Origin of the sequence: Pseudomonas sp. AS2.8 (assembly GCF_014190935.1) — a bacterium.
In the GTDB taxonomy this organism is placed as follows: Bacteria; Pseudomonadota; Gammaproteobacteria; order Pseudomonadales; family Pseudomonadaceae; genus Chryseomonas.
On record NZ_JACHVV010000001.1, the window covers coordinates 920,907 to 934,314 of the forward strand.

12 protein-coding genes are annotated in these 13,408 nt (G+C 68.3%); 6 read left to right on the forward strand and 6 right to left on the reverse strand.

Annotated features, from left to right (window positions below):
* Position 1 precedes the first annotated feature (1 nt).
* A complete protein-coding gene (locus FHR73_RS04180; RefSeq protein WP_183629703.1) occupies positions 2–1,072 on the reverse strand; it encodes a sugar phosphate isomerase/epimerase in 1,071 nt (356 codons plus the stop codon).
* Between the two features lie 2 nt (positions 1,073–1,074).
* Positions 1,075–2,247 (reverse strand): Gfo/Idh/MocA family protein, encoded by a 1,173-nt coding sequence (locus FHR73_RS04185; protein WP_183629704.1) that lies wholly within the window; start codon positions 2,245–2,247, stop codon positions 1,075–1,077.
* 161 nt (positions 2,248–2,408) lie between these two features.
* Here FHR73_RS04185 and FHR73_RS04190 point away from each other — a divergent pair, with 161 nt between their 5' ends.
* Positions 2,409–3,404 carry a LacI family DNA-binding transcriptional regulator gene (locus FHR73_RS04190; RefSeq protein ID WP_183629705.1) on the forward strand — a complete coding sequence of 332 codons (996 nt, stop codon included), beginning with the start codon at positions 2,409–2,411 and terminating at the stop codon, positions 3,402–3,404.
* A gap of 15 nt (positions 3,405–3,419) precedes the next feature.
* On the opposite strand, the gene FHR73_RS04195 is transcribed toward FHR73_RS04190, so the two are convergent.
* The 3 genes from FHR73_RS04195 to FHR73_RS04205 all read right to left on the reverse strand — a co-directional run bounded on the left by FHR73_RS04195 (position 3,420) and on the right by FHR73_RS04205 (position 5,403).
* Positions 3,420–3,659 carry a hypothetical protein gene (locus FHR73_RS04195; protein WP_183629706.1) on the reverse strand — a complete coding sequence of 80 codons (240 nt, stop codon included), beginning with the start codon at positions 3,657–3,659 and terminating at the stop codon, positions 3,420–3,422.
* Between the two features lie 347 nt (positions 3,660–4,006).
* Positions 4,007–4,219, reverse strand: coding sequence for a hypothetical protein (locus FHR73_RS04200; RefSeq protein ID WP_150338812.1), 213 nt, complete (start codon positions 4,217–4,219; stop codon positions 4,007–4,009).
* 296 nt (positions 4,220–4,515) lie between these two features.
* A complete protein-coding gene (locus FHR73_RS04205; protein ID WP_183629707.1) occupies positions 4,516–5,403 on the reverse strand; it encodes a LysR family transcriptional regulator in 888 nt (295 codons plus the stop codon).
* A 202-nt stretch (positions 5,404–5,605) separates the two neighbouring features.
* Here FHR73_RS04205 and FHR73_RS04210 point away from each other — a divergent pair, with 202 nt between their 5' ends.
* The 5 genes from FHR73_RS04210 to FHR73_RS04230 are packed head-to-tail and all read left to right on the forward strand — an operon-like array spanning position 5,606 to position 12,218.
* Positions 5,606–6,988 (forward strand): glutamine synthetase family protein, encoded by a 1,383-nt coding sequence (locus FHR73_RS04210; protein WP_183629708.1) that lies wholly within the window; start codon positions 5,606–5,608, stop codon positions 6,986–6,988.
* Between the two features lie 11 nt (positions 6,989–6,999).
* Positions 7,000–8,493: an aldehyde dehydrogenase gene (locus FHR73_RS04215; RefSeq protein WP_183629709.1), complete on the forward strand. Its 1,494-nt coding sequence runs from the start codon at positions 7,000–7,002 to the stop codon at positions 8,491–8,493.
* Positions 8,494–8,548: 55 nt separating this feature from the next.
* The gene (locus FHR73_RS04220; protein WP_183629710.1) at positions 8,549–9,826 is read left to right on the forward strand and encodes an FAD-binding oxidoreductase; all 1,278 of its coding nucleotides are present in this window, start codon (positions 8,549–8,551) and stop codon (positions 9,824–9,826) included.
* Positions 9,827–9,871: 45 nt separating this feature from the next.
* Positions 9,872–10,618 (forward strand): gamma-glutamyl-gamma-aminobutyrate hydrolase family protein, encoded by a 747-nt coding sequence (locus tag FHR73_RS04225; protein ID WP_183629711.1) that lies wholly within the window; start codon positions 9,872–9,874, stop codon positions 10,616–10,618.
* Positions 10,619–10,676: 58 nt separating this feature from the next.
* Entirely contained in the window at positions 10,677–12,218 is a 1,542-nt protein-coding gene (locus FHR73_RS04230) for an APC family permease (protein ID WP_183629712.1), read from the forward strand.
* A 29-nt stretch (positions 12,219–12,247) separates the two neighbouring features.
* Here the strand turns inward: FHR73_RS04230 and FHR73_RS04235 are convergent, their stop codons facing one another.
* Positions 12,248–13,393: an MFS transporter gene (locus FHR73_RS04235; RefSeq protein WP_183630188.1), complete on the reverse strand. Its 1,146-nt coding sequence runs from the start codon at positions 13,391–13,393 to the stop codon at positions 12,248–12,250.
* Between the last annotated feature and the right edge of the window lie 15 nt (positions 13,394–13,408).

A 13,408-nucleotide genomic window follows, 5' to 3' on the forward strand; every position in this document is an offset into this window, starting at 1 on the left:
CTTACTCCAGGCCGAGCATCCGCCGATTGCGCGCCGGGTCGGCGTCGCTGCCGGCGAAGTCGTCGAAGGCGCGGGTGGCCGGCTGGATCAGGTGGCGCTGGATGAAGGGCGCCCCTTCGGCTGCGCCCTGGGCCGCGTCCTTGAGGCAGCATTCCCATTCCAGCACCGCCCAGCCGTCGAAGCCGTACTGGGTGAGCTTGCTGAAGATGGCGCCGAAATCGACCTGGCCATCGCCCAGGGAGCGGAAGCGCCCCGGCCGCTCTGCCCAGTCCTGGTAGCCGCCATAGACGCCGCTGCGGGCATCGGGACGAAATTCCGCGTCCTTGACGTGGAACATGCCGATGCGCGCGTGATAGCGGTCGATGAAGCCCAGGTAATCCAGCTGCTGCAGGACGAAATGGCTGGGGTCGTAGAGGATGCGCGCGCGGGGATGGTCGTCCACCGCCGCCAGGAAGCGCTCGAAGGTGGCGCCGTCGTGCAGGTCCTCGCCCGGATGCAATTCGAAGCAGAGGTCGATGCCCTCTTCGCCATAGACGTCGAGGATGGGACGCCAGCGCCGGGCCAGTTCGGCGAAGCCCTCGTCCACCAGGCCGGCCGGTCGCTGCGGCCAGGGATAGACGTAGGGCCAGAGCAGGGCGCCGGAAAAGCTCGCCACCGCCTTGAGACCGAGGCGGCGACTGGCCTTGGCGGCCAGCTTGAGCTGCTTGACCGCCCAGGCCTGGCGCTCCTCCGGACGCCCGCGCAGCGCCGGCGGGGCGAAGCCGTCGAAGGCCTCGCTGAAGGCCGGATGCACGGCCACCAGCTGCCCCTGCAGGTGGGTGGAGAGTTCGCTAATGGCCACGCCGGCTTCGGCGCACTGCCCGAGCAGTTCGTCGCAGTAGTCCTGGCTGGCGGCGGCGCGTTCCAGATTCGGGCACTGGGGGCCCAGCGTCGGCAGCTGGATGCCGCGGTAGCCGAGGTCCGCCGCCCAGCGCGCCAGGTTGGGCAGGGTGTCGAAGGGCGGCTTGTCGTCGAGGAACTGGGCGAGAAAGATCGCCGGGCCCTTGAGGCCGGGACGAGCGTTGGCGGCCATGTTCAGGCTCCTAGGGTCGGTAAGGGGGTCCAGGCGCCCTGGCGCCGATGGCTGGCCAGGGCGGTTTCGATAAAGGCCAGGCCGCGCCAGCCCGTATGGATGCCGGGCAGGCCCGGCGCGGGATCGGCGGGATCGCGAATGGCCGCGGCCAGCTCGCGATAGAGATTGGCCAGGGCTTCGAGATAGCCCTCCGGGTGCCCGGCGGGCAGGCGCAGGCGCCGCTGGGTGCCGGCACTCAGCCAGGGCAGGCCGAGACCGGCGCGCAGATCCTGCGGCGGTTGGTCGAGGCTGCGCTGCAGCAGGCTGTTGGGTGCCTGCTGCTGCCATTCCAGACTGGCGCGCTCACCGTAGAGGCGGATGCGCAGGCCATTTTCCTCGCCGCTGCAGACCTGGCTGGCGAGCAGGCTGCCGCTGGCGCCCGCGGCGGTCTCGAACAGCACCATGACATCGTCGTCCAGCCGCCGACCAGGCAGGTGGCTGCGCAGGTGGGCGCTGAGGCGGGTGATGGGCTGGCCGCCGATGAATTCGGCCAGGCTGAAGGCATGGGTACCGATGTCGCCCAGGCAACCGCCCGGGCCGGAGAGGGCCGGATCGTCGCGCCAGACCGCCTGCCGGTTGCCAGTGGCGGCCAGGTCCTGGGCGAGCCAGCCCTGGGGGTATTCCACATGGATCTTGCGCAGTGCCCCCAGCTCACCCCGGGCGACCCGCTCGCGGGCCTCCCACACCAGGGGATAGCCGAGGTAGGTGTGGGCCAGGGCATAGCGCAGGGGCTGGGGCAGGGCGGCCAGCGTTTCCGCCAGGCGCTGCACCTGGGCCAGGGAGATGCCGGCAGGTTTTTCCGAAAAGACGTGGAAGCCGCTAGTCAGGGCCGCCTGGGCGATGGGCACATGGAGGTCGTTGGGCGTGACGATCACCAGCAACTCGACCCGCTGCTCGGGAGGTAGCCGGGCTTCGTCGGCCAGCAGGCTCTCCAAGGAGGCATGGACCCGCTCGGGCGCCAGACCCAGCTCCCGTCCGGTCGCGCCGTTGTTGGCGGGATCGCGGCTGAAGGCGCCGCAGACCAGTTCGAGCGCGCCATCCAGGGCCGCTGCGCGCCGGTGGGCCGCGCCGATGAAGGCGCCCTGGCCGCCACCGATCATGCCGTAACGGACCTTGCCGCCGGTTTCAGCCTGCATCCTCATACCCTCGGTTATTGTTGTGTTGAGTGTAACCGGTTACATCCGCGGGTATTTGGAGCTCGTGGCGCTCTTTAGTCAAGCGTCCGGCGGACGTACGGCTTGCCCGCACGCAGGGCTTTGCGCACAGTGACAGCCTGTCCCACGCTCACCGAGGCCGCATGTCCAACATCCGCAGGGTCGCCGAACTGGCCGGGGTATCGGTCGCGACCGTGTCGCGCACCCTGAAGAATCCCGAGGTGGTGGCGCCGGCGACCCGCGAACGGGTACAGGCCGCCGTGACCGCGGCCAACTACCGGCCCAACGGGATGGCGGTGCAGTTTCGTTCGCGACGCAGCGGCAACCTGGTGGTGCTGGTGCCGCTGATCGCCAACAGCTTCTTCGCCCGCGTCATCGCCGGGATCCAGCAGGCGGCCCAGGCGGCGGGGTATCGGGTGCTGCTGTGCGATACCGCGGGCGACGAGGCGCGCGAGCGCGAGTACGCCGAACTGGTCTATGCGCGGCAGGCGGATGGCGTGATCCAGCTGCGCGCCTTCGATCCCTTCGCCGGTGACGCCGACGCGCCGCCGGTGGTGAATGCCTGCGAGGTGCTCGCCGAGCACCCCTGGCCCAAGGTGCGGCTGGACAATCGCGCCGCCGCCCGCTGCCTGACCGAACACCTGCTGGCGCTCGGCCACAGGCGCATCGCCCTGATCAAGGGCCCGGAAGACAGTCCGCTGACCCTGGAGCGGCTGGCCGGTTACCAGGCGGCGCTCACCCAGGCCGGCATCCCGCTGGACCCGGATCTGCTGCACCCGGGCGATTTCACCCTGGCCGCCGGCGCCGCCGCGGCCCGGGCGCTGCTGAGGCTGCCGGAGCGGCCGACGGCGCTATTCTGCTGCAGCGACGAGATGGCCATCGGTGCCCTCCAGACCCTCCGCGGCGCCGGGCTGCGGGTGCCCGAGGACCTGTCCCTGGCAGGCTTCGACGACATCGCCTTCGCCGCCTACAGCGATCCACCGCTGACCACCATCGCCCAACCCGCGGAAGCCTTCGGCCAGCGCGCGGTCGCCCTGTTGCTGGAGATCCTCAACGGCGCGGCGCCGACGACCCGGGAGGTGGTGCTGCCCTTCGAGCTGGTGGTGCGGGGCAGCACCGGCGCCTGCGTCCTTCGCTAAGGTGGCGCGGCGCGGCTAGTCCGCGCGGGTCGAGCGCACCAGCGCCAGCCGTTCGCGGATATAGCTGTCGTTGTTGATCGCCTGCGCGTCGAAGGGGATCGCCACGGCGCGGCTGTCGGAGCGCGAATACAGGCGCGCGAAGATCGAACCGTCGGGGCAGGTCGGGCTCACCAGCACGGTCCAGCCGTCCAGTTCACGAGTCAGGCGCTGCATCAGAAATTGCGTGGGCAGGGTTGCGGGATTGGCGTTGTTCATCGGTCTTGCCTTGGATGCTTGGTGTTGATTTCGACGGGGACTCGGCGCCTCTCTGCCTGCCGATCACCGCCCACGCTCGATTCGGCGTTGGCTTCCAGTCTTTCCAGCACACGGCACAGCGGCGACGCTCGCCTCCCGCACCGCCGCGCCTCGGTGTCGGGCGAAGGCGTTGAAGGCCGTGGCCCATGCCTGGCGTTCAATCTGTCCAGAATGGTCGCGAGCGGGCGGCGAGCGGCTTGGCCGGAAGCGGCGGGTCGGCACTCGTCCCAGCCCTGCCCGGGTGTCTCTCCGGCTAGGGTGAGTGCGCCGCGCAGCTCCTTGCCCGGCGATACCGCGGCAGCGGTCAGCTAATGCGCATCGGTCGCCAGTCGTACGGCTACTTCCTCGACCAGTTGGATGGTTTCTGCCGTCAAGGCTTCGAACTGGAAAAGAATCTCCTGCAGTTGCGAGCTGCCCATATCGACATTGCGCAGTTGATCGATTCTCAAGGTGAGAAGCCGGTGAATGTTCAACAGACAATCGCGGTCGGGGTTATCGGGTATGGCGAAGCGGCTGCTCATCGTTGTCTCCGTGGAAGTTGACCACCATGACTCTCGATATCGCCTAACCGCCTTGTTTTTTAAGGCAATTCGTCGCCGACGGCTTACCTGGAAACAACGCTTTTCATGCTTGACTCCGCGGGTCCGCAGAGCATTTGAAAGCGCCAGGTCGCGTTGATTACCTCAACTTCAAAAAGCTCGTCAAGAATGCGTGAAAATTTCGTTAAAACTTCTGTTCAAAGAGCGTTCGGGTGGCACCCGGTACTGGGAAAGTTACCGGTAAGTTGCCATCAAAGCCGACGAACGAGCGCTTCGTTTCAGGCCTGACACACATCCGCTATCCGGGCTTTCAACAGATTCGCCAGCTCATCGAAGAGGATCTGTACCGAGCGCAGCGACAGATTGTCCGGGCGGGTCAGCAGCCAGATATCGGTGTCGCAACCGGGCAGCGCCGGACCCAGACGTTCGACGCCGTCAAGGCTGCTGATCATGAAGTCGGGGAGGGCAGCCACGCCGAGGCCGGCGCCGACCAGGCTGCCGACCGAGGACATGCTGCTGCAGCGATAGCGCGGGGTGAGGCTGGGATAGGCCTGGCGCAGCCAGGTGACCGAGACGTGATCGGCCAGGGAATCGTCCGGGGCGATCCAGGGCAGCTCGGTGGCCAACTGGCCGTAACCGGCGCGATAGCGCTCGTGACCGCAGACGAAGTAGGAACTGCGGCCGAGCCGGCGGCCGATCAGGTGTTCGGGCGGGGCATTGGACAGGCGCAGGGCGATGTCCGCATCCCGCCGACTCAGGCTGGCGAAGGTGTTGGAGGTGGCGACTTCCAGGGCGACCGCGGGATAGCGCGGCATGAGGTCGGCCAGGCCCGGCAGCAGCAGGCTGCGCAGCACGGCATCGGTGCAGGTCAGGCGGACCGTGCCGCTGATGACGTTTTCGCCCTGGGTGAGGGCGATGCGCGCCGCGTCCAGCGCCTGTTCGGCACGCTCCGCCTGTTCGGCGAGGGCCTTGGCGCTCTGGGTCGGGGTGTAGCCGCGGCGGGTCTTGTCGAACAGCGCGACCTGCAGATTGGCTTCGAGCTTGCGGATGGCGCGAAAGACCGTGGAGACGTCCACCTGCAGCTGCTCGGCGGCGCGGGCGAGGGTTCGGCCACGCACCAGGGCAAGGATCAGCTTGAGATCGGCATGGCCTATCTGATATTGCATCCGTGCATTCTTCCTTTGCCGATTCGCCGATATGGGTTGCGCTCATGCCAATTTATACTGGCCCAGCCCGTCGAGGGCAATCAGGTGGAATGGCGGACCTTGGCCAAGAGGTCGGCGCCTGCAGCAACCACCGCCCACAGCCACGCTGCCAGACCCGCACGAGCAAGCACAACGAAGCGGGCCAGCGTCAAGGATGCCTCCCATGAATTCGATATCCCCCCGCGTCGTCCAGCTCACCGAAGCCAACGGCTTTCTCAAGGAGCACCCGGAAATCCAGTACGTCGATCTGTTGATCACCGACATGAACGGCGTCATCCGGGGCAAGCGCGTCGAGCGGGCCAGTCTCTCCAAGGTCTATGAGCGCGGCATCAATCTGCCGGCCTCGCTGTTCGCCCTGGACATCAACGGCTCCACGGTGGAAAGCACCGGCCTGGGCCTGCACATCGGCGATGCCGATCGCACCTGCTTTCCCATCCCCGGCACCCTGAGCTACGAGCCCTGGCAGAAGCGCCCGACCGCGCAGCTGCTGATGACCATGCACGAGCAGGACGGCTCGCCGTTCTTCGCCGATCCGCGCGAGGTGCTGCGGCGGGTGGTGAAGAAGTTCGACGACCTGGGCCTGACCATCTGCGCCGCCTTCGAACTGGAGTTCTATCTGATTGACCAGGAGAACGTGAACGGCCGGCCACAGCCGCCGCGCTCGCCGATCTCCGGCAAGCGGCCGGTCTCCACCCAGGTCTATCTGATCGACGACCTCGACGAATACGTGGATTGCCTGCAGGACATGCTGGAAGGCGCCAAGGAGCAGGGGCTGCCGGCCGATGCCATCGTCAAGGAGTCCGCGCCGGCGCAATTCGAGGTCAACCTGCATCACGTCGAGGACGCCATCAAGGCCTGCGACCATGCGGTGCTGCTCAAGCGGCTGATCAAGAACATCGCCTACGACCATGAGATGGATTCCACCTTCATGGCCAAGCCCTATCCCGGCCAGGCGGGCAACGGCCTGCACGTGCACATCTCGCTGCTGGACAAGCAGACCGGGCAGAACATCTTCGCCACCGACGATCCCGAGCACCATGCGCCGCTGCGCCACGCCATCGCCGGCATCCTCGAAACCCTCCCGGCGTCGATGGCCTTCCTCTGCCCGAACGTCAATTCCTATCGCCGCTTCGGCGCCCAGTTCTATGTGCCCAACGCGCCGAGCTGGGGCCTGGACAACCGTACCGTGGCGGTGCGCGTGCCCACCGGCAGCAGCGAGGCGATCCGCATCGAGCACCGGGTCGCCGGGGCCGACGCCAATCCCTATCTGATGATGGCCTCGATCCTCGCCGGCATTCACCACGGCATGACCCAGCGCCTGGAGCCCTGCGCCCCGGTCAGCGGCAACTCCTACGAGCAGCTCGAACAGAGCCTGCCCAACAACCTGCGTGACGCCCTGCGCCGGCTGGACGACAGCGCGGTGATGAACCAGTACATCAGCCCCGCGTACATCGACATCTTCGTCGCCTGCAAGGAAGCCGAGCTGGAGGAGTTCGAGACCACCATCTCCGACCTCGAATACAACTGGTACCTGCACACCGTCTAGGAGGCGTGATCATGACCGTGCTGACGCAACAGGACTGGGAGCGGCGTGCCCAGGCATTGACCATCGAAGCCCGTGCCTTCATCGACGGCCGCTACCAGGCCGCCCAGGGCGGCGCGACCTTCGACGACCTGAGTCCGGTGGATGGTCGCCAGCTGGCGCGGGTGGCCAGTTGCATGGCTGAGGATGCCGAGCTGGCCGTGGAGGCCGCCCGGGCAAGTTTCGCGCGGGGCGACTGGGCGCATCAGGCACCGGCGCAGCGCAAGCGGGCGCTGATCGCCTTCGCCGATCTCTTGCTGGCCCATGCCGAGGAGCTGGCCCTGCTGGAAACCCTGGACATGGGCAAGCCGATCAGCGATTCGCTCGCCATCGACGTGCCGGCGGCGGCCAATGCCATCCGCTGGAGCGCCGAGGCCATCGACAAAGTCTACGACGAGGTGGCGCCCACCCCGCGTGACCAGCTCGGCCTGGTGACCCGCGAGCCGGTGGGGGTGGTCGCGGCCATTGTGCCCTGGAATTTCCCGCTGATGATGGCCTGCTGGAAGCTGGGTCCGGCGCTCGCCACCGGCAACTCGGTGATCCTCAAGCCGTCCGAGAAGTCGCCGCTGACCGCCATCCGCATCGCCGCCCTGGCGCTGGAGGCCGGCATCCCGGCGGGCGTGTTCAACGTGCTGCCCGGTTACGGCCATACCGTGGGCCAGGCGCTGGCGCTGCACCCGGACGTGGATACCCTGGTCTTTACCGGCTCCACCCGTATCGCCAAGCAGCTGCTGGTCTATGCCGGCGAGTCGAACATGAAGCGCGTCTGGCTGGAGGCGGGCGGCAAGAGCCCCAACATCGTCTTCGCCGACGCCCCGGACCTCATGGCCGCCGCCGAGGCAGCTGCGGCCGCCATCGCCTTCAACCAGGGCGAGGTGTGCATCGCCGGCTCGCGGCTGCTGGTCGAGCGCTCGATCAAGACGCGTTTTCTGGCCCTGGTGGCGGAGGCGCTGCAGGCGTGGACGCCCGGCCATGCCTTGAATCCCGACACCCGCGTCGGCGCCCTGGTGGACGAGGGCCATCTGCGCACTGTGCTGGAGTTCATCGAGGCCGGCCGCGCCGAAGGTGCGCGACTGGTGAGCGGCGGCGAGCGGGCCCTGAGCGAAACCGGCGGCAGCTACGTCACGCCGACCCTTTTCGAAGGCGTGGACAACGCCATGCGCATCGCCCGGGAAGAGATCTTCGGGCCGGTGCTGGCGGTGATCGACTTCGACGGCGAAGCGGAGGCCGTGCGCATCGCCAACGACACCCCCTATGGCCTGGCCGCCGCCGTCTGGACGAGCGACCTCTCCCGCGCCCATCGCGTGGCCCGCGGCTTGCGTGCGGGCAGTGTCTGGGTCAACCAGTATGATGGCGGCGACATGACGGCGCCCTTCGGTGGCTTCAAGCAGTCCGGCAACGGACGCGACAAGTCGCTGCACGCCTTCGACAAATACACCGAACTCAAGGCGACCTGGATCAAGCTCTGAACAGGCGCGGCGGCCCGGGCGTTCGCGCCGGAGCCGCAGGCAGAGGAATCTCACCATGCAACAACACGTCGGCAGTTACTACGCGGCTTCGCGCAACATCCACACCGAATACCCGGTGCTCCAGGGCAGTGTCGACAGCGACGTCTGCGTCATCGGCGCCGGGTACACCGGGCTCTCCACCGCGCTGTTCCTGCTGGAGCACGGCTTCAGCGTGACGGTGCTGGAAGCGGCGCGGGTCGGCTTCGGCGCCTCTGGGCGCAATGGCGGCCAGATCGTCAACAGCTACAGCCGCGACATCGATACCATCGAGCGCCAGCTGCCACCCAGGCAGGCGCAACTGCTGGGCGAGATGGCCTTCGAAGGTAATCGCATCATCCGCGAGCGTGTCGCCCGCTACGACATCCAATGCGATCTGAAGGACGGCGGCGTCTTCGCCGCCCTGACCGGCAAGCAGCTCGGTCACCTGGAAGCCCAGCAGAAGCTCTGGGAGCGCTACGGCCATACGCAGCTGCAGCTGCTCGACAAGGCCGGCATCGGCCAGGTGGTCGGCACCGAGCGCTATCTGGGTGGCCTGCTGGACATGAGCGGCGGCCATATCCACCCGCTCAACCTGGCCCTGGGTGAGGCGGCGGCTGTGGCGTCCCTGGGCGGCAAGATCTACGAGCAGAGCGCGGCCGTGCGCATCGACCGCGGCGCCAATCCGGTGGTGCATACCGCTCAGGGCCAGGTGAAGGCGCGCTTCGTGGTGGTCGCCGGCAACGCCTACCTGGGCGGGTTGGTGCCGGAACTGGCCGCCAAGTCCATGCCCTGCGGCACCCAGGTGCTCACTACCGAGCCGCTGTCCGAGGAGCTGGCGCGCAGCCTGCTGCCCCAGGACTATTGCGTCGAGGACTGCAACTACCTGCTCGACTACTTCCGCCTCAGCGCCGATCGCCGGCTGATCTACGGCGGGGGCGTGGTCTATGGCGCGCGGGATCCGGCGGACATCGAGGCCATCATCCGGCCGAAGATGCTGCAGACCTTTCCGCAGCTCAAGGGTGTGAAGATCGACTTCACCTGGACCGGCAACTTCCTGCTGACGCTGTCGCGCCTGCCCCAGGTGGGCCGCCTCGGCGACAACATCTACTACTCCCAGGGCTGCAGCGGTCACGGCGTCACCTACACCCACCTGGCCGGCAAGGTGCTGGCCGAGGCCCTGCGCGGCCAGGCCGAGCGCTTCGATGCCTTCGCCGGCCTGCCGCACTATCCCTTCCCGGGCGGGCAGCTCCTGCGCGTGCCCTTCACCGCACTGGGCGCGACCTACTACCAGTTGCGCGATCGCCTCGGTATCTGACCCTGTCCGCCCGCCGGGTACCGGCGGGCACTCTGGAGATAAGCCATGTCCCCTATGCCCCTGATCGGCGTGACGGCGTGCCGGCAGACGCTCGGCAAATACGATTCCCATACCGTCGGCGACAAGTACGTCGAGGCGGCGGGTCATGCCGGCCTGCCGGTGGTGCTGCCGGCGCGCAGCGTGCCGAGCGATCCGCAGGCGCTGCTGGCGCACCTGGACGGCCTGCTGTTCACCGGCTCGCCCTCCAATGTCGAGCCCCGGCACTACCAGGGACCGGCGAGTCTCGCCGGCACCCACCACGATGCCGCGCGCGACGCCTACACCCTGCCGCTGCTGCGCCTGGCCATCGACCGCGGCATCCCGGTGTTCTGCATCTGCCGCGGCTTCCAGGAGCTGAACGTGGCCCTGGGCGGCAGCCTGCACCAGCGCGTCCAGGAACTGCCCGGGCATGCCGATCACCGCGAGCCCCAGAGCGAGTTGCTCGCCGAGCAGTATGCGCCCACGCACCCGGTCACGGTGCCGCCCGGCGGGCTGTTCGAGCGCCTCGGCCTGCCGGCCAGCTTCCAGGTGAATTCCCTGCACAGCCAGGGCATCGCGCGCCTGGCGCCCGGGTTGCGCATCGAGGCCCAGGCGCCGGATGGCCTGGTGGAAGGGGTATCCCTGGCCGACGCCCCCGGTTTCGTCGTCGGGGTGCAGTGGCATCCCGAGTGGAATTTCCGCGAGAACCCCGAATCCCTGGCGCTGCTGGACGCGTTTCGCGACGCCTGCCAGCGCCGTGCCGCCGCGCGCTAGGCACCTTGCCGCACACGCCGCACTCTGAATAACAATTCCAACAGCAGGGCAGAGACCTATGACTGAACAGCGCAAGGGCACGCCGGCCGGCGGCTCGGACACCGCCGGGCCGGCAGCCCTGGCCGATCCGTCCGCCAAGGGCCTGGCCGCCGGCTCCCTCGGGCTGCTCGCCTGCGTGGTGCTGGGCATCTCCACCATCGCCCCCGTCTACACCCTCACCGGCGCCCTCGGGCCGACCGTGCGCGAGGTGGGCGTCTATCTGCCCGCGGTCTTCATCGTCGGCTTCCTGCCGATGCTCTTGGTGGCCCTGGGGTATCGCGAGCTGAACGCGGTCGATCCGGACAGCGGCACCTCCTTTACCTGGTCGACCCGCGCCTTCGGTCCCATGATCGGCTGGATCGGCGGCTGGGGCCTGGTCACGGCCACCACCATCGTGCTGTCCAACCTCGCCGGGGTGGCGGTGGACTTCTTCTACCTGTTCCTCGCCCAGCTCAGCGGCCGGGCGGAGCTGGCGGCGCTGTCGCAGCACCTGCTGGTGAACGTCGTCACCTGCTGCGTCTTCATCGCCATCGCGGTCTGGATCAGCTGTCGCGGCATCGGCATGACCATGAGCGTCCAGTACGGCCTGGTGGCCCTGCAGCTGCTGGTGCTGATCGGCTTTTCCCTGGCGGCCTTCAACGCCGCGCCGGAGGCGGCGCCGGTGGTCTTCCACCCGGAGTGGTTCAACCCCTTCAACGTCGAATCCTTTTCCGCCTTCGCCGCGGGGCTGTCGCTGTCGATCTTCATCTTCTGGGGCTGGGATGTCTGCCTCACGGTCAGCGAAGAGGCGGTGGGCAGCCAGAAGGTGCCGGGGCGGGCGGCCACGGTCACGGTGCTGCTGATCCTGCTGCTGTACCTCTTCACCGCCGCGGCGACCCTGCAATTCGCCGGCATCAGCGAAGCCGGCCTGGGCCTGGGCAATCCGGAGATCCAGGAAAACGTCTTCGCCCACCTGGCCGGACCGGTGATGGGACCGCTGGCGATCCTGATGTCCATCGCGGTGCTGGCCAGCACCGCGGCCTCGCTGCAGTCCACCTTCATCTCGCCGGCGCGCACCCTGCTGGCGATGGGGTACTACGGCGCGGTGTCGCGACGTTTCGCCCACATCTGCCCGAGATCGAGCACGCCACGCTATGCCACCGTGGCCGCCGGCATCGCCACCGGCGGCTTCTATGTGGTCATGCGCACCCTGAGCGACAACGTCCTGGCGGACACCATCACCGCCCTGGGCATGATGATCTGCTTCTACTACTCGCTGACCGCCTACGCCTGCGTCTGGTACTTCCGCCGAAGCCTGTTCGACAGCCTGCGCCATGCGCTGCTGCGCGGCCTCTGCCCGCTGCTGGGCGCCATCATCCTCTCGGTAATCTTCTGGCAGACCGCCATCGCCAGCCTCTCGCCGGACTTCGGCAGCGGCTCCCACCTCGGCGGCATCGGCCTGGTGTTCATCATCGCCGTGGTGATCCTGGGGCTGGGCCTCGCGCTGATGCTGTTCGCCCGCTGGCGCGCGCCGGCGTTCTTCCAGGGCAAGACCCTGGAGGCGCTGCCGCACCGCGGTTGAAGGGGACGAGCAGGGCGCCCGCCCCGGGGTCAGTGACCCATGACCGCTGAAGCGCTCGCCCGGGTACCGGCGGGAAAGCCGTGGCGCCGGGCACTGGTGGCGATGGCCAGGGCGCTCAGGGACAGCGCTACCACCGCCCAGCTCAGGGCCTGGGGGCCGATGCCTTCCAGCAACAGGCCGCCGAGGATACCGCCCCCGGCGATGGCGCTGTTCCAGGTCACCACGTTCATCGCCAGGGCCGCATCGGCACCACTCCCCGCGGTATCCGCCAGGGCGGTCTGCAGCAGGGTGGCCGCGCCGCCAAAGGTCAGGCCCCAGCCCAAGACGCCCAGGTACTGCAGCAGCGCCGAGTCACGGTTGAGCCCCAGCAGCAGCGCGATCGCGGCGAAGCCGGCAAGACTCACCAGGACCGCCCGCCGCAGGCTGTGATCGACGATCCGCCCGGTGATCCAGATGCCCGCCAGCGAGGCCACCCCGAAGGTCAGCAGCACCCGGTCGACCTGATCGCCCAGGCCGGCCTGGGCGACGAAAGGCGCGATATAGGTGTAGAGCAGGTTGTGCGCCAGCATCCAGGTAAAGACCACGCCGAGGATGGCGCGAATGCCGGGCGTGGCGAACACCTGGCGCAGCGGCAGGCGCTGGCCCTCGGCCTGCCCCGCGTAGTCGGGCACCTTGGCCAGCACCCAGACGATCAGGCCCAGGGTGAGGGCGGACATGCAGGCGAAGGCCAGCCGCCAGCCCAGCAGGCCACCCAGCCAGGTCCCCAGGGGCACGCCCAGGGACAGGGCGACCGGCGTACCGATCATCGCGATGGCCATCGCCCGCCCTTGCAGGCGCGGCACCACCAGGCGCCGGGCATAGCCGGCCAGCAGACTCCAGGCCAGGCCGGCCGCAGCCCCGGCGGCGAAGCGGGCGACCAGGGTCAGCGGATAGCTGGAGGAGAGCGCGGTAAGGGTGTTGAACAGCAGAAAGCCCAGGATGGTCGCCAGCAGCACCCGGCGGCGCCGCCAGCGCGCCGTTGCCAGGGTGAGGGGGATGGCGGCAGTCAGAGAGCCGGCGGCATAGGCTGTCACCGTCTGCCCGGCCAGGGCATTGGAGACCTGGAGCCCTTGGGCGATTTCGGGGAGCAGGCCGGCGGGCAGGGTCTCGGTCATGATGCAGATGAAGCCGGTCATGGCCAGCGCCAGCAG